This window comes from Dehalococcoides sp. UCH007 (assembly GCF_001010485.1).
In the GTDB taxonomy this organism is placed as follows: Bacteria; Chloroflexota; Dehalococcoidia; order Dehalococcoidales; family Dehalococcoidaceae; genus Dehalococcoides; species Dehalococcoides mccartyi_A.
Map to the genome: position 1 here is coordinate 1,285,239 of NZ_AP014722.1, position 26,287 is coordinate 1,311,525.

The window sequence follows — 26,287 nt, forward strand, 5'->3', positions numbered from 1 at the left end:
TCCATTTTACTAATTTTATCTATACGTGCTTAGCTGTATATATCCAGCATTCCCTGTGCAGTCTCTTTCACCTTTTCTCTCAGCTTTTCGGGTGCCAGCACTTCTACCCGTCCCCCCCAACTGAGCACCCAGGAGACAAAATCCGGCGTATCAGCCAGGCAGAATCTAACCAACACAGACTGGTCCGGCAAGATTTCGCTGCGCTGGGAGGGATGAAAAGTAGTTTCCTGCATTATCCGGCCTACCTCCGGAACGAATTTCAGCTTTATATCTTTGACTTCGCCATCTACCAGTATTCCCCAGTAAGGGGAATGGTATTTATCTATATCAAAAGCCGCAGGTATTTCATACTCTTTATCCAGCATTTTCAATGACCGGATACGTTCAAGCTTGAAGGTGCGGATTTCGTTGCTTTTACTGCAGCGGCCAATTAAGTAAGCTGAATGCCCGGCTGCCGCCGGTTCAATAAAATAAGGGGAAACCTCGCGCTCAGAATAATCCTCCTTACCCAAAGCCCGGTAGATTATGCTGACTTTTCTTTGTTCAGCCCAAGCCCGGCAAAGCAGAGCCATAGTCTGCTGGTTGTCTTCATCAGTTATTCTGTCATGCATTTTATCTAAAGTTTGGCTTATCTGCCTTTGAAAGGGGACGGGCATAATGGAATTAAGTTTGGTAAAAGTGGACTCTATATCCGGATTGTATTTATTGCAGTAATTGTAAAGCAAACGAATAGCCAGAAAGACAGATAAACCCTCGGTAAGTGTAAAGTGGATTGGCGGCAGGAAATGCCCTTCCATAACCTTCCACAAGTTTTTATCAGTTGTCAGGGGGACTTTCAGGACAGTCTCAAGGTCTCTCAAATCCCGGTAAGCAGTTCGTTTGGATACCTGGCATAACCGGGCAATATCTGTTACCGAAATACCTTGAGGGTTCTGACAGAGCAGGTGTTCAACCCTTAAAAGCCGGGCCAGCCGGTTCTGTTTCCCGTCCTTGTTGACCAAACTCATGTCCGCCTCGCATTTTTGTTGATTATATAACGCTGGCACCAGTTTTGGTAGATACATTTATCCCCATTTATTAAAACCTATAGCATTAATTGGATATTTATCCTTCCTCTCCGGCAGCTATCTTCAGGCTAAAAGAATACCTCCGCATACACAACTCGGGGCAACCGGACGCGGCGCACCGGGCAGATTCACTGAAAGAACACGCCAGCAGGATTCCTTTTATCCCTCTGAGTTTTTCGAATGAACCCGAACCGCACCAGCTGGACAAGCCAGCTAGTGTTTGTTCAGGAGGAATATTTACCAGGGTTTTATCCAGCCAACCCATATAAGCCAGCAAACGCCCTATATCTTCGGCAGTGGCTTCGGACGGAACAACTTCCAGCACATAAAGTTCAGTTTCCGGTTCATTAAGGAGTAATAAGTGGGCTTGGCCGATTGCAAGGTTGGCAAACCGAGCATGAAATTTTAAGGGTTGGTCAAAAGCAATTGCCAGCAACTCAGGTTCATTTTCCAGAAGTTCAATTACCTGTCCTGCCGGAAAACTTGTGCCCTCATTATTTTCAGTCATTTTATCCTCCTGACGGGTGGCAAATACACATACTAAAACAAATCTGTGACAACTGTCTGTCGTAAAAAATAATGGGAAATTGTGACAGCAAACCTGTCAATGCCCAAAAGTATAATCATTTTTATTTGAATTAAGGTTAGAGAAAATGAGTGAATCCGGGGTTGAAGTGGAGATGCTGGAAGCTGCTATTGACGGTGAAGACTGGCAGCTAACGTCCAGACAGGTGCACCTGAAGCGCCAGAAAAAGAACCAGACCGAGATTGACCAGTTTATAGACTCGGAAGCCCGGACTTATACCAGTGTAACCGCACCGGATTATTACGGAGACCTGCTGGCCTGGGCGCTGGAAACCTATCTGAAACGAAATAACTGGGAGATCTTGTACCGGTTGGGCTACCGGAATGACCGGCCGGATTATACCGGTATTCAGGTTTCAGCTGAAGAAACACTGGACTTGATGACTAACGGTCAGCTGCTTATCCGCCAGGGAGAAGTACGAATAGCTGCTACCCTGGATGTTACCCGCCGCGGAGCAGCTTTGCAGCTGGAATCTAAGCAAGCTGACCAGTGTCAATTGGACACCTTTAAATCGGAAATTAAACGGCTTATTAGTCAGGAAAACTTTTATAAGGGGCAGAAGATTGAATATACCGGTTTTCTGCATTTTATTAAACCGGCAGCCCAAATCTGGGATAGTGTTATTATTAACCCGGAAGATAAAGAGGAGATTTATCTTAACTCAATTCATTTTCTGAATAATCAGACCAAGTTCGTCCGGTTGGGTATACCCGGTAAGCGGGGGATTTTGCTGGTTGGCGAACCCGGAACGGGCAAAACTATTATCTGCAAAGCCCTCATGTCCAAAGCCAAAGGAATTACCTGCCTGACGACTGATTGTTATTCCCTTAGCCAATCTTTCTATGTTGACGAGTTATATAAAATTGCCAGGGAGTTAAGTCCCTCTATCGTATTCATTGAAGACCTGGATTTAATAGGTAAAAGCCGGGACGAATTCGGAGGTGAAACAGCCACTCCCCTCAGCGCTTTACTGGCTGCCCTGGACGGCCTTGAAGCAAATTACGGGGTAGTTACCATTGCAACGACTAACTTACTTGAGCAGCTGGATGATGCCCTGATTCGCCGTCCTGCCCGTTTTGACAGGGTAATAAAACTCAGCCGGCCAGACTTACCCCAGCGGCAGGAAATAATCAACCGGATTTGCCGCAAAATACGTCTCTCAGATGAGGTGCGTAAATATCTGGCCGCCAAAACTGCATACTACACCCCAGCCCAATTACAGGAGGTTATCTACAGTCTGGTCATCATCACTCAGGCAAAAAAAGAGGGAAGAAATGACCTGGGTCAGCTTACTAAATCAGATATTGATAACACCCTCCGCCGGATATATGGTATAAAAGATACCCAGATAGGATTTAATCTAGCTAGAAAGATATAGGTGACTAAATATGAGCTGGTTTAAAAAGCATCTTCACTGGACACTGGTTATCGGCTTGCTGATTATACCGAATGTTTGGTATGCATCTTTATTTATAACCGATTTTTACGGCTTTACAGGTGACACAGTACCTGATAAATATGGCTTTGTTATAATCCAAATCATAACAGGACTTGTATGCATTATCTGGCCATTTATCCTGTCCGGCTGGGTACTGAAGCAAAAAGGGCGGCATCTGGCCTGGCTTTTGCTGCTGTTTATACCTTCTGGTTGGATAAGCCTGTTTATTCTTGATAACCACCGCACAAATCCTCCTTCCAGACTACCAGATACCAAACCGGAAAACCCAATACTTCAACCCGCAACTGACGCAGACAACACAGCGGAGGGTGTGGCCTATTGCTCCCGGTGCGGAAACAAACTCTCCCCCGGGGATTTATACTGCCGGACTTGCGGCAACCGAGTGGAACAAACTAGATAGCCGGGTATTATAAATTAGATGCTTCACAACCATGCTGAAAGGGTGAGGGTGTTTAAAAGAGGGTCTGGGATTCAAATAAGTAAACGCTGATTTACACTATCTGGTCAGGTTTATTATTTAAACCATAATACCCCAGGAGTAAGATATTGAGCTATAAGAAAGGTCTAAGTAAATCTAAATACCTAATGGGTCTTCAATGCCCCCGCCTGCTTTGGAAGGCAACTAATGATGCTGCCAATATGCCGTCTGTCAGCCCGTCTACCCAGTTTGTCTTTGAGCAGGGGCATCAGGTCGGCGAACTTGCCAAGCAGCTATACCCGGGTGGACTAAACCTTAAAACCGAAAACTTCAGCCAGAACCTGAAAGATACCAAAGAGGCTCTTGGCTGTGTCTTGCCTGTCTTTGAAGCTGGGTTTGCAACTGAACGTCTGTATTCCCGGGTAGATATACTCGCCCCGGCTGAAGGAGACGGCTGGGATATCATAGAGATAAAAAGTACTACCGACATAAAAGAGGAACATTTGTATGACGTAGCCTTTCAGCGTTATTGCTGCCGGCTTGGCGGGCTGAATATCCGTAACTGTTACCTTATGCATATTAATAAAAACTATATAAAAAACGGGGGAATATACCCGGCTGAGTTTTTTACTTTAAAGGATATAACGCAAGAAACAGAAGGATACTCCGGCAATCTGGAAGGGAACATTGAAGCCATGCTGGCTATAATTGATTCAGATACCTGCCCGGAAGCCCGCCCGGGTAAACAATGCACCTCTCCCCATGACTGTCCGCTTAAAGACCAATGCTGGGCAGATTTGCCGGAACACAATATATTCACCCTGTATTACGGCAATAAAATCCTGCCGGAACTTCAGGCTCAGGGTATTTGGGATATCCGCCAGATACCGCCTGAATTTAAACTTAACCCCAAACAGCTAATCCAGAAAAATTGCGCTGTTTCCGGCCAGGTTTATACCAACCCGGCTGAGATAGGCGCGTTTCTGAATAAACTGGAATATCCCCTTCACTACCTGGATTTTGAGACTTTTGCCACGGCCATACCTGTATATGACTATACCCGTCCCTACCAGAATATTCCGTTTCAGTTTTCACTCCACATCCAGCAAAGTCCCAATTCGGAAACCAAACACTATTCGTATCTGGCTGAAGACGGGTATGACCCCCGTCCGGCTTTTCTGTCTGCCCTTAAGTCAAGTATTGCCCCGCAGGGAAGCATACTGGTTTACTCCGAGATATTTGAAAAAGCCAGACTTAAGGAACTGGCAGCCGCTTTCCCTGAATATGCAGGGTGGGTAGAAGGGATACTTGGCAGGATTTTAGACCTGATAGTCCCTTTCAGGGATTTCAGTTATTACCACCCCGGGCAGCACGGAAGTGCATCTTTAAAACATGTTATGCCCGCGCTGGCCGGGCTAGGTTATGATGAACTGGAAATAGGCGAAGGCCAGACTGCCAGCCTCAGGTTCATGGAATCTGTTTTCGGCAACCTGCCACCAGACGAAATCAGAAAAATACGGGCTGATTTAGAAATATACTGCGGCCAGGATACCGGCGGCATGGTGGAGATAGTCAGGAAACTTCGGGAAATTGGCGGCTAGTTTTAGAGCAATATCATAAATTTGATTAGTACTAAAAAGGATAATATTTATGAAAGATATATGGTACGGGGATAAACGTGACCTGGTTAAGTGGGGAGTACTGCTCACACTCTCAAAGGAATTTTCAGCCAAGCGTATATTGCAGGTTGCTTATTATAAAAAAGAGGAATTTGAGCAGCTTGAAATAGACGGCTCTAAATATAGTATCCCGGAAGAGGTAAAAAACCACTTCAGAAATATGCTGAATATACGGAATATGCCCAATACAATCCCGATAGATGTTTTCACCGATGAATTTGATAATCGGGATTCCTATTATGAAAAAGTTATCTATAACATTACGAGTGGCATACATCCCTGTCTGGTTTTTCTGGACCCGGATACCGGAATAGTCCCGGCCAGTGGTCACTATAAGGATAAACATGTGCTGGAAGATGAACTGAAAACCATCTGGGATAAGCTAAAAAATGGCGACATTCTGGCCTGCTACCAGCACCGCACAAATAGAAATAGCAATAAAGACTGGGCCATGGAAAAGAAAGACCAGTTTGAGCGGGCATTAGGTTTAGCTGCTGGTAGTTCCAAATTGGCTCAGGGGTCGAAAACAGCTGGAGATATGGTTATTTTTTACTGCCAGAAAATATGCGACATTAGTGAATAATCGGGTTATTGCTTCCGAGGAAAATCTGTTATAAAGTAGCAAATATATTCATAAAAAGGAGAATAAGGCCATGGATAACCCTTTATTTCCCTTCGGACAACCAATAAAAACCCTTACGCAGGAAGACCGCACCCCCAAGAAAGTCTTTGTCCTGGGTGTATATGCCAGCGCTGTTCATGCCAAATGGCTGGATGCCAATGGCAAAGTACTAATAAACGCACTGGCAGTAGCCAGTGAACCGTATATTTTCTGGCGAGGGGAGAATGCCGAAACCATAATCAGTAAAATACCTGTACCCCAAGGCGCAGGCAGCTTAATTTCTGCCGGTGAGAGATTTAACGGGCCGTCAGGCAGAGCGCTGGATGAATATTTTATTGCACCTCTTAAACTAGAGCGAAAAGATGCCTGGCTATGTGACCTTGTTCCGCACAGCTGTAAGAATACTAAACAGGCTAAAGCTATCAAAAATGCTGAGAAAAATTATAGTTTAACCCCTTCAAATTTCCAGGAAAAACCTAAAGCACTGGCAGATAACCAGCGCAGGCAAAGTATTCTGGATGAAATAAAAGAATCAAAAGCAGAGGTTTTAATAACCCTGGGTGATGAACCGATAAAATGGTTCCTTTCACATTTTGACGCAGAGAAACGGGAAAAACTGGCGGATTTCGGGCAGGATAAGGAAACTTACGGGAAGTTACACCAGATATCCCACCCCGATATAAGTATCAAGGTCTTGCCGCTGGTGCACCCCAGGCAAGCCGCTAAGCTTGGCTTGTATTCCAGGGAGTGGAATGAACTGCATACAGACTGGGTAAATAATCATGCCCACGGCCTATTGGGTTAGGGAAGCAGAAAAGTGTTTTTTACTTGGTATCCAGTCCGTAAGTATCAGACCAATAAACCGGATGAAGGTAATTATCATGGTAAATGGTCCTAACTTGAAATTATGGGCAAAGACTGGAAGAGATGGTGATCTTCACTATCATCCACTGCTCTACCATATGCTTGATGTAGCAGCAGTTGCCACCTATTTATGGGAACTTTTAAGTGAAGACCAGCGCAGGCGAATAGGCCATATAATAGGCAGCGAAGCGCGAACCATAACCTTATTTCTTGCAGGTGGACATGACATTGGCAAGGCCTGTCCGGGATTCCAACAACAAGCACCGCAACTATCCAAATTGATAGAACTACCAATGTCATTAAACAGCTGCCATAGACCTCATGCCTTCGTCAGTGCCTGCATATTAAACCGATTTTTCACAAATTTATTAGGCCAAATTGCCGGGGGTCATCATGGTATTTTCCCACAACCTCTAGATCTGCGTATGGGGTGTGACACTCTTGGAAATATTGAATGGGAAACTGCGCGGGATGGATTATTACAAGAACTAGCAACGGCACTGAAAATAGATATTAATGATGATACCGAATGCAAGCCTCAAATCATAGACCCATTTATTGTTCCAATGCTGGCTGGACTTATTTCGATTGCAGACTGGATAGGTTCCAATCAGGATTTTTTCCCATGCCTGACCGAACCGGGACAACAGTTTGACATAATAGCTGACAAATATTTTGAAAGTGCAAAAGACCGAGCGGGGAAAGCGCTCCGAGAATTAGGTTGGATGCCGGAAGTTACCTTTGCTAAAGAAGCACCTTTTACCAGTGTTTTTTCAAATTTTATACCTAATGATTTACAGAAGTCTACGGAGCATATGGCAATAGAGCAGGACTCTCCCTACCTTATGATCATTGAAGCTCCTACAGGTCAGGGCAAGACGGAGGCGGCTCTATATGCAGCTGACCTGGCTCTTTGCCGCGGGTTTGCCAGAGGTATTTACATCGCCATGCCAACTCAGGCAACCAGCAATGCCATGTTCAAACGGGTTCTGTTTGATTACTTAAAAAAGCGCGGACATAAGGGCAAGCTAAATTTACAGCTTGTTCATGGTAATGCCTTGCTTGCCGGAATAGGAGAAGCCCATAAAGGAGAAATCTCTGATTTTAAAATTACCGATATATGCGCTGATAATACATACGCTGATACCGAAGCTCAGTCATGGTTCACCGCAAAGAAACGGCCTTTGCTTTCCCCGTTTGGGGTGGGCACTATCGACCAAAGCCTGCTGAGCGTACTCCAGACCAGACACTGGTTCGTCAGGCTTTTCGGGCTTGCAGGTAAGGTAGTTATATTTGATGAAATACACGCCTATGATGCATACATGAGTACCATGCTTGAAAGGCTTTTACACTGGCTGGCAGAGGTTGATTGTACAGTGATTCTTTTATCAGCAACACTACCAAAAACGAAAAGAACAGCTCTTATTCATGCCTATTCCGGTCAGAACAGCTTGGAGAAACAGTGCTATCCACGCATTACACTGGCCAAACCTAGACATCATATTACACAAGAAACTGAAACACCCATAATTTGTAAGGAAATACCTGCCGAAGATAGCCACTGCATATTTCTGGATTTTTCTAAGAATGAACCGGAAATTTTAGCTGAAGAATTAAGACGCAAACTGGAACACGGTGGATGTGCGGCTGTGATTTGCAATACAGTCAACAGCTCAATCAAATTATTCCGATATCTGAAGACTAACTTGAATGAAACTGAGTGCCTGTTATTTCATGCCCGCACATTACAAGCATGGCGGCGCAAACGTGAAGATGAGGTCTTGCGTAAATTTGGCAAAGGAAAGAAACAGTCTGATGGAACTTATATAAATCCTGACCGTCCTTTTCGTGCCATACTGGTTGCAACTCAAGTAATAGAACAAAGCCTGGATTTGGACTTTGATTTAATGTTTTCTGAAATTGGGCCTGTCGACTTACTCCTCCAGAGAGCAGGGAGGCTTCATCGCCATTTACGCACCCGTCCGGCAGATTTAGAGAAACCACAATTAACAATTCTTTGCGGGGGAAACCTGTTAGGTCCACCTCCTGATACATTTGGCGATGATATTGAGCACATATATAGCCGCTATATACTTCTCCGAACATGGCTAGTGCTAAGAGGGAAAAACAAGATTGAGATTCCCGCCGAAACGGAAAATTTAATAGAGAAAGTATATGGCACAGATAACGAACTGTGCCAGCCGGACTGGCTTAAAGCCCTAGAAGAAGCAAAAAGAGACTTAACATATACACAACAAGAATCTCAAAAAGCTGCCTCCAGATTACTAATTAATCCACCAAATAATTCAGAGGATGTTATCAGGCAGTTCAATTACCAGTTATTTGATGATGATGATCCTGAAGTGCATAAAACTCTTAGGGCGGCAACACGAGAGGGTGATCAGCCCATTATGCTGGTGATAGTAAAGGCTAACTCTGTCATTATTTCCGAACCTACTCTTGACGAAGTCAGAGACCTGCTGGACCACTCTGTCATGCTAAGTCTTAAAGGGCTTTATCAGGAATTAATATGTAATTACCAAACGCCAAAGGAATGGAGAGATAATACCCACCTTAATCATGCCCGTTTAATACGTCTTGATGAAAACAGCCGAGCAAAGATAGGGGATTATATCTTAACAGTAGATGAAACCCTCGGTATTATGATTGAAAAGGAGAGTAAGGATAATGGCTGAATTTAATTTGGTTGAAGGTCCTTGGATTCCCTGCATAAGTCCTGATGGAAATATCAGCGAATATAGTATCCGAGATGTATTGCTTCAGTCACATAATTTAAGCGAAATATGCGACGATTCACCGCTCGTCACTGTGGCTATCCACCGATTGCTATTAGCTATTTTGTACCGAGCATTGGAGGGACCCAATAATATACAAGAGTGGAGAGACCTATACCAAAAACACAGCTTTGCGCAATCAAGAATAAATGAGTATCTGTACAAATGGGAGCAAAAATTTAATCTTCTCGATCAAAGTTATCCTTTTTACCAGATGAGTCAGCTTGTAACTGCTAAACCAATTTCAACTAATCGCCTGGCAACAGAAATTGCCAGCGGTAACAATGCTACCCTCTTTGACCATGGTGGGGATGATATCATAGTAGAGTGGACAGCCCCTCAAGCTGCCAGATATCTGGTTACCTGCCAATCTTTTGCGCTGGGTTTTGGCAAAAGCGGGAATGCGAAGATAAACGGAATAAATGAGACCCTGCCTTATTCATCAGATGCAATTGCATTGAGGGGTATGAATATCTGGATCCAAGGAGAAAACCTATTCAAAACTTTAATGATAAATTTATCACCTATTAAGGATATATCGCTTCCTCCTTGGGAACTAGAAAACCCGAATAAATATCGGGACAAACAAGAAAATAATAATAGAATAGTTTTCGGTTCTTTTGGGTTGGTCGACCAACTAACTTGGCAGAGCCGGCTCATGAGGCTAATTCCAGACAACCAAACCATTTCAAAGATGTATTTTACACAGGGTCGTTCCGCAGATAAATGTGCTATAGATCCAATGAAAGTTTATCGCTTATCTAAAGATGAAGGAGTCTCAGCATTAGCTTTCAGCAGTAACAAATCTGCCTGGCGAGATTTTCATTCAATCCTGATGATTCCAGAATCCGGAAGTAAAGAACACAGGCCAGAGTGTTTCAATATGGCAGAAGAAGCGATAAGCAACGATGATGTAAACGATTCTAAAATTTTTATTACTCACGTTGCAGGCCTCGCTACGGCACCAAATAAGGCTGGGAAATTCATATTTTGGCGCCACGAACGGATGCCTGTTCCTGCAGCATTGCTGAACAATACTGATTTACTAGAGCGGCTAGGAAAATGCCTTGCATATGCCGAGAGAGCGGCTGGAGTACTGAAATACCGCATACAAAGGGTTATTAAGCTATATTTATCACCTGATTGTGAGTTACCTGGTGGACACCAGCCTGACCCGTCTGATATAGCCAAACTGATTGAATCTTTAGACCCCCGCCCTGCCTACTGGTCTCGCATGGAGGACCACTTTATGACACTGATTGAAAACCTGCCCAACGACTGGGATACTGACACAGGAGATTCGAAACCTGATGAAAAGCAAATGGCAAGATTAACCTGGAGACAAAATATCAAACATCAGGCAAAGAATGCTTTTTTAGAAAGCATTGCAGCACTTGGTACTACCACACGTGCTATACAGGCTATCGCTCATGTCCCCGTTGATTTTTCTGATCTGGACCTGGACCGGCAGCCAATAGAAAAAATAAAAAGAAAGGAAAAGGAGAACTATAATAATGGGCCTTGATGAGAGACAAAAATTATTTATAGGTTACCTGTGTTCACTTGCTAAAAAGGGGCAGGAAGATCGCGGTGCTCTTGCTGACCTCCGTAGCGGCCTTGGTAAAAGACCAGATGAGATGGCTCGTATTCACAGGCATGTGGTGCCTTATCTACCAGATAAAAATTACAATGACCGATGGTATTACTTGATAGCAACACTTTTCGGTTATTATCCAGAACATCGTGGCAATTATTCACTGGGTAAAGCGTTCAAGCCTCTTCGTACAAAAAGCACAAGCATGGAGACCAGATTTATTGCACTGCTCAATGCCCATTACGAAGATCTGGATAAACATTTGCGCTACACTGTAAGCCTGCTAAAGGCGAATGAACAACCGCTGGACTGGTTTCAGTTATTTCAAGACCTTCTCCAGTGGGACAGCCCCGAAGGCCACGTCCAACTTAGATGGGCAAGAGATTTCTTCAGCGTTAATTCCAGTGATGAAAATACCAAAAAACAAACTATAGGAGAAGAAAACAATGAGTGATTCCGGTATAAAGTATGAAATCCACCTTATCCAAAATTTTGCTCCGGCAAATCTCAACCGTGATGACACCGGCCAACCAAAGAGTGCCACATTCGGAGGGTTTCGACGTGCCAGAATTTCAAGCCAGTGCAGCAAACGTAGTATCAGGCTACAAGGGCTTATGGCGAAACTTCTCGAGGATAAAGGAGCTATTCGCACTCGCCAGCTAATTATGGAAATAGCAAAGGGTATTAGCGGCGAAGAACCTGATGCAAAAACTATTGAGACAGTGGCGGGTGTATTTGAAGCAGGCGGGCTCGAACGACCGGCGAAGAGAAGCGGTAAGACAAAAAGTTCAGAGACCGAAACCGCAGGGGAAGACAATGAAACAAATAGTAATGAAGACTCTGAATCTAAAAACACAACCAAAATATTACTCTTTATAGATAAACAGGCTATAGCCAAACTTATTGATGTATTCAAAGATAACTGGGATGATCTGGCCAAAGGAAACAAAGAAACCAAGAAAAAGGCCTGCGATAAAGTAGGGCGCATATTGTTTGAAGCTGTTAAAGCTCCCGATATTGCTTTGTTTGGCCGTATGCTGGAATTAAAAAACAATACTCCATTCGGAAAATACAATATGCAGGTCGAAGCCGCTTGCCAAGTTGCCCATCCGATATCCACCCACAAAATAGATATGGAGATGGATTTTTATACTGCGGTTGATGACTTGAATCCTGAAGGGGAAACTGGTGCAAGTATGATGGGTATTGTGGGATTCAATAGTGCCTGTTACTACCGGTATGCGCTGGTTGACCGTGATCAGCTTGCCAGAAATCTGTCGCGCAAGACTGAGCGTAAGAATGGGGCATGGGTACAAGAGCTGGACATACAGGACTATCAGGAAGCAGATAAAGTTGTAAAGTCATTTCTTGAGGCAATGACCTATTCCATACCCACCGGAAAACAAAACTCGTTCGCAGCCCAAAATCTGCCATCCTTTGGGTTGCTTGTTAGAAGGCAGGGCGGAGTGCCAATATCCCTTGCCAACGCTTTCAGCACACCCGTGCGCCCGGAAAGAGGCGATGATGATTTAATAGGGTTGTCTGTAAATGCTTTGACAAAACACTGGGATTCTACCAAAGAACTATATGGGGAACAGGGGATTAAAACTGTCGCCTGTTTCCATCTTCAGCAAGAAAAACGACTGAACGGACTTGCTAATTCCGCCCAGACAAGTGTTGAGAAGGTTATTAATGAAGTTTTGAAACCGAATGAAGAAGAAAAATGAATGAGAAATATACACTGCTAATAAGACTTGAAGGCCCCCTGCAGTCATGGGGGTATCGCAGCCGGTTTGATTATCGTGATACCGCGCTTGAACCGACCCGAAGCGGTGTAATAGGCCTTATCTGTGCAGCAATGGGTATTGCCCGTAATGAAAATATCTCAAAGTTCGATGAACTTCGGATGGGAGTCAGGGTTGACAGAGGCGGCAAGGTAGAACAGGATTTTCACACGGCACTGGATGTGATAAAAGCAGATGGTAGCGGTAAGGATACAGTAATATCTTTTCGCGATTACCTCACCGATGCCTCCTTTACTATTGGATTGGAATCATCAAATCAAAGCCTGCTTGCAGAAATAACCAAGGCCTTGATATCTCCTAAATGGATATTATTCCTTGGCCGCAAAGCTTTTCCCCTAACCTCACCGCCAATTTTTGAACGTCATAATCCAGTCAAGCCGGGCTCTTTGGAAGAAAATCTGCTATGCGGATTCCCCGCAAAGCGCGTGCTTTTAGAATCACCGGATGGTGAACGGACTCAGCTTGACTGGCCACGGTGCTTTGATAAGCGGTATTTTAAACCTCGCCGGTTTACAGTGAAATATGTCCCGGCTGAATAAACTTTCATGAAAGGAGACGTTATGTATTTATCCCTTCTAACACTAAATTCTAGGTCAAAAAGGGCTTTGACGGAATCTTCACGCCCTTATGAACTCCACAGGTCATTATTAAAAGCCTTTCCTGACGCAGCGGACGGCGGGCCGGGCAGGGTATTATTCCGGCTGGATGTAAATGAACAAACCGGGAGTATTTCGACCCTTATCCAATCTGAAAAAAAGCCACTCTGGACAAGGATTAATGGGTACGCCAGCTTTGTTACGGAATGTAAGTGCAAAGAATTCAAGCCAGCTCTGTCTTTAGACCAGATATTTAGATTCCGTTTGCGGGCTAATCCAACTAAGCGTATGAAATCCACAGGGAAACGTGAAGGGATATTAAACACAACAGAGCAAGTAGAATGGTTGCGTAAGAAGGGGATGAATAATGGTTTTGAAATAATAGATGTCATTGCTCTAGATGAAGGATTCGTAAAAGATAAACTGACTGACACAGATAATACTGGACATAACACAAATATGTTCTCTGTACGTTTCGACGGTCTCCTGAAAGTAACTGACGTAGATGTATTTTATTCTACTCTCCGTAGCGGTATTGGTTCCGCTAAAGGGTTCGGATTCGGCTTGCTTTCAATCGCACCGATTAAAGAGTGATGCGAACACTTTATGAACTTCCTCGCTTCCGAGACCGCTGGAGCTATCTTTATTTAGAAATGGGACGGCTGGATGTTGATGCAGATGGCTTAGGGTTTCATCAGGAGAATTGCGTTGTGCCAGTACCCATAGACCAGCTCGGAGTAGTGATGCTGGGACCGGGTTCAACGGTAACCCATGCTGCAATTAAGTCACTTAGCCAAAACAATTGTTTAGTTGCCTGGACTGGTCAAGATGGAATCAGATTGTATGCTGCCAGCATTGGAGGTACATATAGCGCCCGTAGACTTATCCGACAGGCGCGGTTAGTAAGTGATGAAGAAAAGCGGCTGGAAGTGGCTTGGAGGATGTACAGGTTCCGCTTTAATGAAACCATACCTCCAGTTGTTAGTTTAGAAAGCATCCGCGGCATGGAGGGTATTCGTGTACGCCGCGCCTATGCCAAGGCATCTCAAGAATATGGGGTGGAGTGGAACGGCAGACATTATGATCAGAAAGATTGGAATAAAGGTGATCCCATAAACCGGGCCCTTTCAGCGGCAAATGCCTGCCTCTACGGTATTTGTCATGCTGCTATCCTGTCAGCAGGTTATTCGTCTGCGCTTGGGTTTGTTCATACCGGTAAAATGCTCAGCTTTGTATATGACATAGCTGATTTATACAAGACGGAATTGACTATCCCTGTGGCATTCAAAATTGCGGCAGCCAATCCAGAAGACCTTGAACGTCAGGTAAGAATGGAATGCCGGGAAGCTTTCTATAAATACAAACTTCTTGAAAGGTTGCTGCCGGATATTGCGGAGGTACTTGGTGTTAGTGATGATATTGGAGAAGGTCCCGACGAGTTTGAGGGGCGCATTGTCACGCTGGCTGTTGGAACCGAAGACGGGAGTTTTTCTTGGGAACCCGAGCGCCAGGGTGAGGGATGAACTCTGGGACAAGGCGATAAAGAAAACAAAAGCAAGCGGTGTTATCCTACAAATTTGGACAGACCAGAACCCTCAGGGGTTTTCTTCCCGCCAATATGGTGAGAGGGAACGAATGTTTATTGATTTTGAGGGGCTATCACTGGTAAAAATAGACAAGAATATTAGCACTACCAAAACGCAAAATTCTGATACTACAAACATCTAATCAGCTATGACCCATTTTCTGCTTAGCTTTATTCTTTTAGGGTATTCCCCACGCGTGTGGGGGTGAACCGGACTAAGCCTTAAAGACAAGGCGCTATATGTAGTATTCCCCACGCGTGTGGGGGTGAACCGCAGTACTCTCGGTAAATGTCGGTACGTCATAGGTATTCCCCACGCGTGTGGGGGTGAACCGCAACAGATGGAGTTAGATTTCATCAAGTTGATGTATTCCCCACGCGTGTGGGGGTGAACCGGGCATATCCGGGGGCAGAGGACAAATGAACTCGTATTCCCCACGCGTGTGGGGGTGAACCGAGCAGGTGGAGTTTGCTTCTCAAGTAAATGCCGTATTCCCCACGCGTGTGGGGGTGAACCGCAACCTAAGTGCGGATACAGCAAGCATGAGTAGTATTCCCCACGCGTGTGGGGGTGAACCGGTTTGCATCCGTTGCCGGTTTGGCATCCTGGTGTATTCCCCACGCGTGTGGGGGTGAACCGCACTAACAAAAAGCCAATAGAAGCCGTACTAGGTATTCCCCACGCGTGTGGGGGTGAACCGTCTGAGTTCATGTTTCAGGTAATGATGAACTCGTATTCCCCACGCGTGTGGGGGTGAACCGAGGTGAATATGGCTAATCCTGAATACGGCAATGTATTCCCCACGCGTGTGGGGGTGAACCGAAACCACTCCATTTCACCAGTGGCGCTAGGAGTATTCCCCACGCGTGTGGGGGTGAACCGGAATATTTTACCCCACTTGACAATCACTAATAGTATTCCCCACGCGTGTGGGGGTGAACCGACTGCCTGAGAGAGGCTATGCAGCTGCTCTCCCGTATTCCCCACGCGTGTGGGGGTGAACCGCCCATCCTATACAGACAGTAGGGTGGAAAGTGGGTATTCCCCACGCGTGTGGGGGTGAACCGCGATGGGACGCCCAGCATGATATCCGAAAGCCGTATTCCCCACGCGTGTGGGGGTGAACCGAAGGTCAAGACGCAGAAGATACTAAAGCCTTTTGTATTCCCCACGCGTGTGGGGGTGAACCGTAAAGAGCTGATAGAGCAGATAGCCAAAGAGAGTATTCCCCACGCGTGTGGGGGTGAACCGCGATGCGTTTATAGCTATTTTATGGCTTTTTGGTATTCCCCACGCGTGTGGGGGTGAACCGTTTGCACCCATGTAGTTACACCACCGGTCAACGTATTCCCCACGCGTGTGGGGGTGAACCAAAGGCTGAAATAATGAATAATGTAAAGACTGAGTATTCCCCACGCGTGTGGGGGTGAACCGCAAGAAAGAAATGCAATGCGGACAACAGGAAAGTATTCCCCACGCGTGTGGGGGTGAACCGTAATATCATAGCCAACAATCTTTTTAAGCTCAGGTATTCCCCACGCGTGTGGGGGTGAACCGACTAATTCCCCAGCCGAACTTGACCGAGTATGGTATTCCCCACGCGTGTGGGGGTGAACCGGGGGATGAGAACAGCGTGCTGGATGTCAGAACGTATTCCCCACGCGTGTGGGGGTGAACCGTTATGCTGGTGCTGTCTGACTTCCAAGCCAGAGTATTCCCCACGCGTGTGGGGGTGAACCGTTCTACAGCCAGAGCCTTAAGTGAACGGCTGAGTATTCCCCACGCGTGTGGGGGTGAACCGAGACATCATCAGGGAGCGGTCAATGGCGGGGAGTATTCCCCACGCGTGTGGGGGTGAACCGCTGAATGCCCCTATCAATACAGTAAAGGTTGAGTATTCCCCACGCGTGTGGGGGTGAACCGTAGGCTGTAATTGGCGACCCCAGGGCGTAGTAGTATTCCCCACGCGTGTGGGGGTGAACCGGTGGGTGATACGACTATAGAAATACCAAAGGAGTATTCCCCACGCGTGTGGGGGTGAACCGCGGTAGCCCATACTTCAATTGTATCTAGTATAGTATTCCCCACGCGTGTGGGGGTGAACCGCACTGGTGCTTCTCTTCCAGTGAGCAAGGATGAGTATTCCCCACGCGTGTGGGGGTGAACCGTATAGCTGTTGTTGTAGTCCCTTGTACAAAGTCGTATTCCCCACGCGTGTGGGGGTGAACCGGCTGATGGGTCTATCAAGGCTGGTGGATATATGTATTCCCCACGCGTGTGGGGGTGAACCGCAGTGTCTTACATGTGATTGATAGCTGTGCTAGTATTCCCCACGCGTGTGGGGGTTAACCGCAGTCAGCTACCTAGTGTCTTATTACGTGGGCGTATTCCCCACGCGTGTGGGGGTGAACCGGCAAACTGGCACGATATACCCAAACATCAAATGTATTCCCCACGCGTGTGGGGGTGAACCGCATAAGTAACTCCACCAGTTAGTGAATATACATGTATTCCCCACGCGTGTGGGGGTGAACCGGTATATATGCCAAATATTGTACCGGCGGAAAGTATTCCCCACGCGTGTGGGGGTGAACCGTATGTAGCAAGCATGGCTGGCTTGGAGTTATGGTATTCCCCACGCGTGTGGGGGTGAAACATTCGCTCTCCAATCTTTAATAAAGCTAATGACATAGTTTGGCCTTTCCGGGCAAGCCACGTGAACCGTTAATAGCGAATAGCAGTTAAGAATGATATTGAATATAATCTTATAATTGCCAAGCATATCTACTTTCAGGCCTCTTAGTAGAACTGACAAATCTCAGCCCCTATAAACAACCAACACCAAGTGGCAGACCCTTAGTTGACATACCTTAATCAGGGGGGTATCATTAAGGAAATGAGCATATGCTCATTTCCTTAACTCTGACTTTGCCGGAATTAGATTGAAACTAAGTTTTAAGAGGCTAGTAATAAGTTGCTATCAGTAAATAAAGAACTTTGCAATGGCTGCGGCGTTTGCCAGAAACTCTGCCCTCAAGAAGCCATAAACATTCAAGATGGAATAGCCAATATATATCAGGATATATGCACCCAGTGTAATTTATGCCTGAAGAAATGTCCCAAAGGTGCAATCTCAGAACAAACAAACACTAATAAAAATTTTAAAGAGAAAGGGGATACCCAAATGTTCTACAGGCAACATCGCAATTGTTTATTAAACAACCAACCCCGGATGGGCTTTAGTGAATTAAGTTCTAATTATCCGTATATTGGTCGCGGGAGGGGCGGTCTACCTAGATGCCAACAACCCGGATTACAGAGGATACCCGTAAATCCCGGTGCCATACCACAAGACGAAAACATTGGCCAGTTAAAAGCCGAAGCTGAGAGACTTAGCCGAGAAATCAGCAGGATAAATGAACGTATACAGTCTATAGAAAATCAGTAGCGCTTATTTAAAATTACTTCAGTAAATGGCCAGGGAGAAAAATGAAGATAGCAATCTCAGCAACCGGAGATACTCTGGAAGCCTATATTGACCAGAGATTCGGCCGATGCAAATACTTTATTATAGCCAACCCTCAAACGCTTGAATATGAATCCTTGGATAATTCGGAAATAGCCGGCAATGGCGGAGCAGGTATTAAAGCAGCCCAATTAGTCTGCGAACAGGGCGTTGAAGCAGTAATTACCGGGAGTTGCGGGCCTAATGCCAGTGAAGTTTTAAATGCCGCGGGAATAAAGATTATTACTAACACAGATGGACAAATCAAAACAGTCCTGCAAAATTTCCAAAAAGGAACCGGGGAATGTACACCTACTTCAGAAATATAGAATATTTAAGTTATATGCTTTGGCGTAAGGGTCTTTTTAAATCAGAATGATTATATCAGTTGCGTCCGGTAAAGGAGGAACTGGTAAAACCCTGGTATCTACTAGTTTAGCAATCTCACTGAAGGCACTATACAATACCCAATTGCTTGACTGTGATGTAGAGGAGCCTGATGTACATATTTTCCTAAAGCCAGTTATTCAAAGTAGTTCGATTGTATCTATTCCTGTACCGCAAGTTGACGAAAATAAGTGCACCTATTGTGGCCGTTGTGCCAGATGGTGCCAATTCGGGGCTATATCAGTTATCGGGGGAAAGCATATAAATCTCTTTCCTCAACTCTGCCACGCATGTGGCACCTGTACATATTTATGTCCTCAAAAAGCCCTGACAGAGGTCCCACACAGTTGCGGCAGAGTAGATTCAGGCAACGCAGGAAATTTATCGTTTGTCGCAGGCACACTTGATATCGGCTCTAACCAGACTATCCCTTTAATCCACAAAGTAAAGGCGATGGCAACAGACAACAATGTCGTCATTATAGACTGTCCACCGGGTACTTCCTGCCCCGCTTTCGAATCTATCCATGGCAGTGATTACTGCCTCCTGGTTAGTGAACCCACACCATTCGGATTAAACGACCTGAAATTAGCCGTAGAAACAGTTAGGAAACTGGACATTCCCTTTGGTTTAATACTTAACCGAACGGGCAATGTATTTACCCCGATGGATGAATATTGCCGAGCTGAAAATATATCTATTCTGATGTCTATTCCCTATGACGCCAAAATAGCTTCTCTTTATTCTAAGGGGCTGGTACTGGCGGAAGAAGACCCTAACTGGCTAAAAGAATTCCAAACACTATTTACAAATATAAGAGGGCAACTTGGCAAAAGAAATCGTTATCCTGAGTGGTAAAGGTGGCACAGGTAAAACCAGCTTAGTTAGTTCATTTGCTTCCATTGTTGAAAATGCAGTGCTGGTAGATTGTGATGTTGACGCAGCCGACTTACATCTCCTGGTACATCCTGAAATTCAGGTTGAACAACCATTTATATACGGACAAACAGCTGTAATAGATCCGCAAGTATGCAACCGATGCGGACGTTGTCAAGACCTGTGCAGATTTAACGCTATTGGCAATTTCCGTATAGACACTTCCCGCTGTGAAGGATGTGCACTCTGTTTTATGGTTTGTCCTCTTCAAGCCATTCAAATGGAACCCAAAATATGCGGACGCTGGTTTTTATCTGATACCAGATATGGACCAATGCTTCATGCCAGATTGGATACAGGGGCTGGCAACTCAGGCAAATTGGTTTCCTTATTGCGACAAACAGCCCGTGAGGTGGCACGGAAAGCCGACTGCGAGTTTATTCTAGTAGACGGTCCTCCAGGTATAGGTTGCCCAGTTATATCATCACTAACCGGGGCAGACCTAGTGATTATAATCACTGAGCCCACACTTTCAGGCATTCATGACTTGGGTAGAGTCATTGGCATTTGTAAACACTTTGAGATTCCATCACTCGTCTGCTTAAATAAATGTGATATTAATCCGGGAAATAGCCAACAAATAGAAGATTACTGCCGCAATCAGGGAATAAAAATAATTTCATATCTACCATTCAGTGATGTATTTACTGAAGCTCAGCTAAATGGAGTACCCCCTATTGAATACACTGATGGCAACCTGAGAGAATTAATCAGGAATACATGGGTGAAAATTACTAAACACATTGAGAAAGTTTAAATTGTTTTGGTGATTACTGAACATTAAATCTTATATGTTTATGAACATCTATTGACTTAATGTATATAAACATATAAGATTTATATACATATAAAGTGAGGATGTTCAAAACATGCCCACCATTCAAATAGGTAGATACATCCAACAACTCGGTGGTTTTAAGGCTTTCATACCAAGTCCATTTCCTCCACCAGAGGGATTTGCCTTCAGACAAGCTATCATAAAGAAAAGTATCCAGGCTACTCATCTTCTGGGAAAACTGGATGGTATAACCCAGCTCCTGCCGGATGTGGATTTCTTTATTTTAATGTATCTACGGAAAGATGCTGCGTCATCCAGTCAAATAGAAGGAACCAAGGCTACTATGGTAGATGCCATTGAAGCTGAGATAAAAATTACTGACAAACTTCCGGTAGATGTAGATGATATTTTACACTATATCCGTGCGTTAAATTATGGCATGAAGAGAGTTGCTGAAGATAACTTCCCAGTTTCATTACGCTTGCTTAGAGAAATACATAGAGAACTCATGCTTAACGCGCGTACAACCCAATACGCTGATCCCGGAGAATTCCGCCACAGTCAGAATTGGATTGGTGGAACACGCCCTGATAATGCGACCTTCGTCCCGCCACCAGTGAATGAAATGCATATTGCCCTGGGTGACTTGGAAAAATTTATTAACACAAATGATGATATACCCTCTGTTATCAAGACTGGCCTTATACATGCTCAGTTTGAAACCATTCATCCTTTTCTAGACGGAAATGGCCGAACTGGCAGAATGCTTATAACTTTTTATCTTTGGAAAGAAGGTTTGTTAGAAAAGCCTATCTTATTTTTATCTTCGTATTTTAAGAGGTATCAAAATATCTATTATTCAAAGCTAGCAGGCTACCATCAAGGTGGCTTGGATGAGTGGATTAATTTTTTTCTGGATGGAGTTATAGAAATGGCCGGTGAGTCAATAGAGATAGTGGGTAAGATTACGGCCTTACGCGAAAAAGATATGTCTAAAATTCAAACTCTGGGGAAAAGAGCGGCGGAAAGTGCCTGCAGTGTTCTTCCACGCCTGTATGGACAACCGATTGTGAATTTAGCAACAATTCAGAAATGGACCGGCTTCAATACTCGTGCTGGGGCACAAATTGTCATTAATAGGTTTATTGAACTGGGGATTCTTATCCCTAAAGACAAGAATAAAAAATATGGCCAATCCTATGTATATAGGGATTATCTAGATATTTTTACCGCTAACGATTAGTAATAATACATTCACCATATATTTTCGTCTCCACCAAAGTTAAAAACATGCCCCCGCTTTTAAAGGCGGGGGCATTTGTACGTAAAATATCGGACGGGGAGTTCAACCTATTAAAAACCCCATTTTTGATTTTGAGTAAATCTTGGAATAATAGAACAAGGAGGGAGTAACTCCCTCCTTGTAAAATGCCTGTTACTATTTCCTGAACTAAGCTTTCTTTGCCCTCCGAGCAGCCAACTGCCAGGCTAAGGCCAGCAGGATAAGCCCCGGCAGACCTATTACCAGCAGGAACATATAGGCAGCTTTAGACTCTCCTTCAGCTATGGAAGCGAAATAATTCTGAATAGTAAAAAGCAACATAGCCACACCTGTAAGGCTGATAACCCAATCATACCACTGCAGGCTGGTGTTACTCTTTCGTAACCACCAGATAAATCCCAGGGCAATTACACCTATTAGAATCCCTAACAATAACCACATTTTATTATCTCCTTTTGTATTGCTTAGTACCCGCCATAATAGGAACCAATGGTGCTATCCTGACCGAGTACGGGATAGTCTTTGTCCCACCATTCTTCCCATTTCTCAGGGGGTATCAACCCGTAACCGAAAGCTTTGTCGGCATTCCAAAGGAAGCCGTTAAAGACGCCGGTAGTACCTATTGTAGCCCGAACCATATCGTGTACCATGGCACTGCCATTGGTATTAAATACACAAGTACCCATACAACGTGCACAGCCATGCAGACCTATCCATCTGGAATAACAGGCAGGTGAATCTGTATGGAAGACTTTCTTGCCCGGAGTAGAATACTTGGTCTCTTTAGCAGGATCTATGGCAGACGGAGGTATTTCCCAAGTAGGTTCACTATCATAAGAGATAGCCTGAGAGGGGCAGGCCTCGGCACATTTCCGGCAGGTGTGGCAGAAACGGAAATAGCCGGCATCTATCGGCTTGTCCGGAGCCAGAGGCAGGTCGGTAAGGATACTGTAATAACCGGCCACTGTTCCAAATTCTGGGCTGATGCAGTAATTGTTATTCCGGGCCATTTCGGCAAAACCGGTTAAAATGGCATCCGCCTGAGAGGGCATCATGCCATGGAACAGGGACTCTGAAGGATAACCGATACCCTGATAACCAATACCTTTTAAGAATGACTGGGTAGCCACCTGCACCACATTATTAAGACGGTAACGCATGTTATTGGCAGCAAAACGAATACCGGCATTACCCTGTCGGTACATTTCCTTGCTCATCTGAATGGCTACACTGATTATATAAAGCGGCTTATTCGGCAGAACAAACTTTTGTCCTGCAACTTCGTATGCCCGGTCTACATCTTCAAATACAATGGGCGTATTGTGAACATGATGGGTGAAAATGAGTTTTTTGGTTTTTTCATTCAGCTCAGCAAAACGCACCTCAGAAGCACCAAAGAAACGCATAGCTGAACGCAGCATGCGTGAATTCTCCTCAGGTGTACCCTGCCACTTCGGTACTCCCCAGAAATCCGGCGGAGCGGAAGCTACCCAAAAAGATGATGCATTAGGCCAGGCAGCAGCGGTAAAACCAAACTGAGCCAGAACCTCGTTCTGGTTAATTTCGGGCAAAACAAAGCTAACAACTTTGTTTAATCCCATAAGTAATGGGGATGCACCGCCCTCAAGTGCCATATCCCGCAGGGTAAAGCCAGGTTCATTATTTTTCACCCCGGTAAAAGCCCTGTCAGAACCTTCTTTCTGCCAGTCCAGATACTTCTGCCCGGCAAAGAGGTAACCACCCTTTACCCCGTTCCGTACCCCGTGCATAATCCACGAGTTGTCAGAACGCTCTATCTGGTTCCAATCTACTTCGCAGGTTGGATCTTCGTATTCACGTTCCTTAACCCACCACGGGCGTCTGAAACCGCCAGCTACAGGCGCAGAGACAGCTTCATCCAAATCATGAAAAACCGGAGCGGCAGCTGCGGCAGCACCTAATCCTGCACTGGCTATTCCCAGCCCCTTCATAAAATCACGGCGACTTACGCTCGAATGGAATTTATTCATTTTCCCTCTCCTTATATTCAGATATTAATTATCTGAGCTCACCAAACAGGTATAACTTTTTTAAGTCGTTCTCACCCCCAATTTTGTTTAATCAAACGCCTTTACCGGAGATAATGACAAAAAAGTACAGCCAGCCGGAGAAAATGCGTTCAAAGGAAGTGTACCAACACATCAGTAACAGGAGAATTTATTTACGGTTATAAATAATGAAGTTGCGGTAAAAAATTGTAACAATCATTGTCCTTCTAAAATAAGGGGTATAAAATTAGATTCAAGGAGCACCGGATGAAAATGCCTTCATCAGAACGGATTGAGACAGCTGATTATTGCAACCAGATAGTTAAAATCATGCAGCATAACACTCTGGTAGGAATAACTATTGTTGACCAGAAGATGCATCAGATAATCCGAGCAAACCAGGCATTGTGCAAAATGCTGGGTTACCGAAAAAAAGAACTAATCGGGAAAACCATGTTCGATCTTACTCACCCGGATGACCTGGAAATCAGCTATAGACATGCCATGAAAATCTGGGACGATGAACACTGCTATTCTAAAATCGTCAAACGCTATTCCAAGAAAGACGGAGGATTTATCTGGGCAGAATCAGAGGGTTTTCTTTTGAAAGATAACTCTGGTAATGGGATTTTAAGTGTTACATTTATAAAAGATATCACAAAGGAAATATCACTCTCAGCTCCCGCACCTCTCAGCACTTCAAGAAATCTGCCATTATCCGTTGATGATAATCCCGTTATAGACGTGAATAAACTATTATCAGATGAGATTAATAAACGCAAACTCATCTATAACCAGCTTATGGTCTCTTATGAAAACGAAAAGAAACTGCGTAAACGCATACAGACCGAAATGAAAAGCCGCCTTGAGTTTACCCGAATTGTCGTTCACGACTTAAAAACACCCCTTACTTCCATAATCTCATCCAGCGGGGTGCTTTCAAATATAGCCGCTGACGTGAAATATAAAGCTCTGGCTTCAAACATTTATGAAAGCACTATGAATTTAAATACCCGTCTTGATGAATTGTTGGACATGGCTCAGTGTGAAGTCCGAGACCCTAAATTAAACAGAAGCCGCTTCAACATCAAGGAGATGCTGGAACATATAATCTCCATTCAGCAGGAAATATGCAATACCAACCATATTGTTTTTAATATTGTTATTGCACCGGAAGTGAAGTTTATAATCGCCGATGAAGACCGTTTAAAACAGATTTTGGATAACCTGATAGACAATGCTATAAAATACTCCGCAGATTCCGGAATTATATCTATCAATATCAACCAAGACCAAAATAACGTCCTTTTTTCTATCTCAGACAGCGGCATAGGAATAGAACCGGATGAAATCAAAAATATATTCAAACCTTATTACCGGGTGGAAAACAGGCAGAAAAAACTACAAGGTCTGGGGCTGGGTCTTAGTATTGTAAGGACATACGTGAAGCTGCATGGCGGACGTATCTGGGTTGAAAGCGAATACGGTAAAGGTGCCACATTCCTTTTCACCATACCCCAACCACCCTCAAAGGGGCCGCTGCCATGAAACTGCTGTTTATAGAAGACGACAAGAAGATAGTTGAATCTATCTTTCTGCTATTTAAATCATTTTGGCCGGATATGGAAACGAAAGCCGTGTACTTGGGTAAAACCGGCATTGAAACTGTCTATAAACATGATTTTGATATTGCCATAATAGACTTGGGATTGCCGGATATTGACGGCATAAATGTCTTAAAACAGATACGGGCATTTTCCAGCCTGCCCATACTTATTTTAACCGCCCGAAACAATGAACAGGAGATTTTTACCGCTTTTGAATTAGGTGCAGATGATTACATTACCAAACCTTTTCAGCCGCTGGAACTTATTGCCCGAGTAAAATCCCTTTTGAAACGTCTGAACAGAACCAACCAAGACCTGGGGCTAAAATACGGGCACTGGAAATTCGGTACCAGTCTAAAGGAAATATCTTATAAAAATAACATCATAAATTTAACGATCACAGAAGGCCAGCTGCTGCACATTTTATTGACCAAGGGCGGACGCATTGTCAGTTATGCCGATATATCAAAATCAATTTGGGGACGCAATGAGTATTACGCCAAAGAAACTATCAAAACCCACATAATGAGGATTAGACAAAAACTAAGCCGTATTGACAATGTCAAGGAATTTATCATTAATATACCCGGAGTTGGCTACCAGATAATTGAATAGAGGCTATCCGATATTGAACTAATCAGCTCTCTACTACCAAACATGAATATCATAAAAAAACCATACCGGTTATAAATTT

The 26,287-nt window shown here is 44.5% G+C and carries 24 protein-coding genes and 1 CRISPR repeat array; of the genes, 20 read left to right on the forward strand and 4 right to left on the reverse strand.

The annotated features are described in order from the left end of the window. Positions 1-29: 29 nt before the first annotated feature. Together UCH007_RS06790 and UCH007_RS06795 are read right to left on the reverse strand one after the other, a co-directional pair. Positions 30-1,007 carry a helix-turn-helix transcriptional regulator gene (locus tag UCH007_RS06790; RefSeq protein WP_081372243.1) on the reverse strand — a complete coding sequence of 326 codons (978 nt, stop codon included), beginning with the start codon at positions 1,005-1,007 and terminating at the stop codon, positions 30-32. A gap of 97 nt (positions 1,008-1,104) precedes the next feature. Then, on the reverse strand, positions 1,105-1,575 hold the full coding sequence (locus tag UCH007_RS06795) for a hypothetical protein (protein WP_046961406.1): 471 nt from the start codon (positions 1,573-1,575) through the stop codon (positions 1,105-1,107). A gap of 145 nt (positions 1,576-1,720) precedes the next feature. On the opposite strand from UCH007_RS06795, the gene UCH007_RS06800 reads away from it, so the two are divergent. The 18 genes from UCH007_RS06800 to UCH007_RS06885 all read left to right on the forward strand — a co-directional run bounded on the left by UCH007_RS06800 (position 1,721) and on the right by UCH007_RS06885 (position 21,920). After that, positions 1,721-3,031 carry an AAA family ATPase gene (locus tag UCH007_RS06800; RefSeq protein WP_231854693.1) on the forward strand — a complete coding sequence of 437 codons (1,311 nt, stop codon included), beginning with the start codon at positions 1,721-1,723 and terminating at the stop codon, positions 3,029-3,031. A 10-nt stretch (positions 3,032-3,041) separates the two neighbouring features. Beyond that, on the forward strand, positions 3,042-3,512 hold the full coding sequence (locus tag UCH007_RS06805) for a zinc ribbon domain-containing protein (RefSeq protein ID WP_046961407.1): 471 nt from the start codon (positions 3,042-3,044) through the stop codon (positions 3,510-3,512). A 146-nt stretch (positions 3,513-3,658) separates the two neighbouring features. After that, entirely contained in the window at positions 3,659-5,131 is a 1,473-nt protein-coding gene (locus UCH007_RS06810) for a DUF2779 domain-containing protein (RefSeq protein ID WP_231854694.1), read from the forward strand. Positions 5,132-5,180: 49 nt separating this feature from the next. After that, positions 5,181-5,792, forward strand: a complete 612-nt coding sequence (locus UCH007_RS06815) for a hypothetical protein (RefSeq protein WP_046961408.1) — start codon at positions 5,181-5,183, stop codon at positions 5,790-5,792. 70 nt (positions 5,793-5,862) lie between these two features. Continuing rightward, positions 5,863-6,636 (forward strand): uracil-DNA glycosylase family protein, encoded by a 774-nt coding sequence (locus UCH007_RS07880; protein ID WP_081372244.1) that lies wholly within the window; start codon positions 5,863-5,865, stop codon positions 6,634-6,636. Between the two features lie 76 nt (positions 6,637-6,712). Then, on the forward strand, positions 6,713-9,391 hold the full coding sequence (locus UCH007_RS06825) for a CRISPR-associated helicase/endonuclease Cas3 (RefSeq protein WP_046961576.1): 2,679 nt from the start codon (positions 6,713-6,715) through the stop codon (positions 9,389-9,391). Continuing rightward, positions 9,384-11,015 (forward strand): type I-E CRISPR-associated protein Cse1/CasA, encoded by a 1,632-nt coding sequence (gene casA, locus UCH007_RS06830; RefSeq protein ID WP_046961409.1) that lies wholly within the window; start codon positions 9,384-9,386, stop codon positions 11,013-11,015. Before UCH007_RS06825 ends, casA begins: the two co-directional genes overlap by 8 nt. Then, complete coding sequence (casB, locus tag UCH007_RS06835) at positions 11,005-11,538, forward strand: type I-E CRISPR-associated protein Cse2/CasB (protein ID WP_046961410.1); 534 nt, start codon at positions 11,005-11,007, stop codon at positions 11,536-11,538. Before casA ends, casB begins: the two co-directional genes overlap by 11 nt. Then, positions 11,531-12,811, forward strand: a complete 1,281-nt coding sequence (gene cas7e / locus UCH007_RS06840; protein WP_046961411.1) for a type I-E CRISPR-associated protein Cas7/Cse4/CasC — start codon at positions 11,531-11,533, stop codon at positions 12,809-12,811. Before casB ends, cas7e begins: the two co-directional genes overlap by 8 nt. Further along, positions 12,808-13,428, forward strand: a complete 621-nt coding sequence (gene cas5e, locus UCH007_RS06845) for a type I-E CRISPR-associated protein Cas5/CasD (protein WP_046961412.1) — start codon at positions 12,808-12,810, stop codon at positions 13,426-13,428. The genes cas7e and cas5e overlap by 4 nt, the downstream gene beginning before the upstream one ends. Before the next feature lie 21 nt (positions 13,429-13,449). Continuing rightward, a complete protein-coding gene (gene cas6e, locus UCH007_RS06850; protein ID WP_046961413.1) occupies positions 13,450-14,079 on the forward strand; it encodes a type I-E CRISPR-associated protein Cas6/Cse3/CasE in 630 nt (209 codons plus the stop codon). Further along, a complete protein-coding gene (gene cas1e / locus UCH007_RS06855) occupies positions 14,079-15,008 on the forward strand; it encodes a type I-E CRISPR-associated endonuclease Cas1e (protein WP_046961414.1) in 930 nt (309 codons plus the stop codon). Before cas6e ends, cas1e begins: the two co-directional genes overlap by 1 nt. Next, on the forward strand, positions 14,899-15,213 hold the full coding sequence (gene cas2e / locus UCH007_RS06860) for a type I-E CRISPR-associated endoribonuclease Cas2e (RefSeq protein ID WP_072555805.1): 315 nt from the start codon (positions 14,899-14,901) through the stop codon (positions 15,211-15,213). Before cas1e ends, cas2e begins: the two co-directional genes overlap by 110 nt. Before the next feature lie 41 nt (positions 15,214-15,254). Further along, positions 15,255-17,728: a CRISPR direct-repeat array (repeat unit 29 nt; unit sequence GTATTCCCCACGCGTGTGGGGGTGAACCG). A gap of 317 nt (positions 17,729-18,045) precedes the next feature. Further along, entirely contained in the window at positions 18,046-18,519 is a 474-nt protein-coding gene (locus UCH007_RS07935; protein WP_052753405.1) for a DUF362 domain-containing protein, read from the forward strand. Positions 18,520-18,560: 41 nt separating this feature from the next. Beyond that, positions 18,561-18,905, forward strand: coding sequence for a NifB/NifX family molybdenum-iron cluster-binding protein (locus UCH007_RS06870; RefSeq protein WP_046961415.1), 345 nt, complete (start codon positions 18,561-18,563; stop codon positions 18,903-18,905). Between the two features lie 46 nt (positions 18,906-18,951). Continuing rightward, on the forward strand, positions 18,952-19,821 hold the full coding sequence (locus UCH007_RS06875; protein WP_046961416.1) for an ATP-binding protein: 870 nt from the start codon (positions 18,952-18,954) through the stop codon (positions 19,819-19,821). Next, the gene (locus tag UCH007_RS06880; RefSeq protein WP_046961417.1) at positions 19,790-20,656 is read left to right on the forward strand and encodes an ATP-binding protein; all 867 of its coding nucleotides are present in this window, start codon (positions 19,790-19,792) and stop codon (positions 20,654-20,656) included. Before UCH007_RS06875 ends, UCH007_RS06880 begins: the two co-directional genes overlap by 32 nt. Before the next feature lie 112 nt (positions 20,657-20,768). Continuing rightward, positions 20,769-21,920, forward strand: coding sequence for a Fic family protein (locus UCH007_RS06885; protein WP_046961418.1), 1,152 nt, complete (start codon positions 20,769-20,771; stop codon positions 21,918-21,920). 207 nt (positions 21,921-22,127) lie between these two features. Here UCH007_RS06885 and UCH007_RS06890 read toward each other — a convergent pair whose 3' ends face one another. Together UCH007_RS06890 and UCH007_RS06895 are read right to left on the reverse strand one after the other, a co-directional pair. Beyond that, positions 22,128-22,400: a hypothetical protein gene (locus UCH007_RS06890; protein ID WP_046961419.1), complete on the reverse strand. Its 273-nt coding sequence runs from the start codon at positions 22,398-22,400 to the stop codon at positions 22,128-22,130. A gap of 23 nt (positions 22,401-22,423) precedes the next feature. Then, positions 22,424-23,968, reverse strand: a complete 1,545-nt coding sequence (locus tag UCH007_RS06895) for a reductive dehalogenase (RefSeq protein ID WP_012882589.1) — start codon at positions 23,966-23,968, stop codon at positions 22,424-22,426. A 285-nt stretch (positions 23,969-24,253) separates the two neighbouring features. Here UCH007_RS06895 and UCH007_RS06900 point away from each other — a divergent pair, with 285 nt between their 5' ends. Together UCH007_RS06900 and UCH007_RS06905 are read left to right on the forward strand one after the other, a co-directional pair. After that, positions 24,254-25,534, forward strand: a complete 1,281-nt coding sequence (locus UCH007_RS06900) for a PAS domain-containing sensor histidine kinase (protein WP_046961420.1) — start codon at positions 24,254-24,256, stop codon at positions 25,532-25,534. Then, positions 25,531-26,208, forward strand: a complete 678-nt coding sequence (locus tag UCH007_RS06905) for a response regulator transcription factor (protein WP_046961421.1) — start codon at positions 25,531-25,533, stop codon at positions 26,206-26,208. The genes UCH007_RS06900 and UCH007_RS06905 overlap by 4 nt, the downstream gene beginning before the upstream one ends. Positions 26,209-26,287 lie beyond the last annotated feature (79 nt).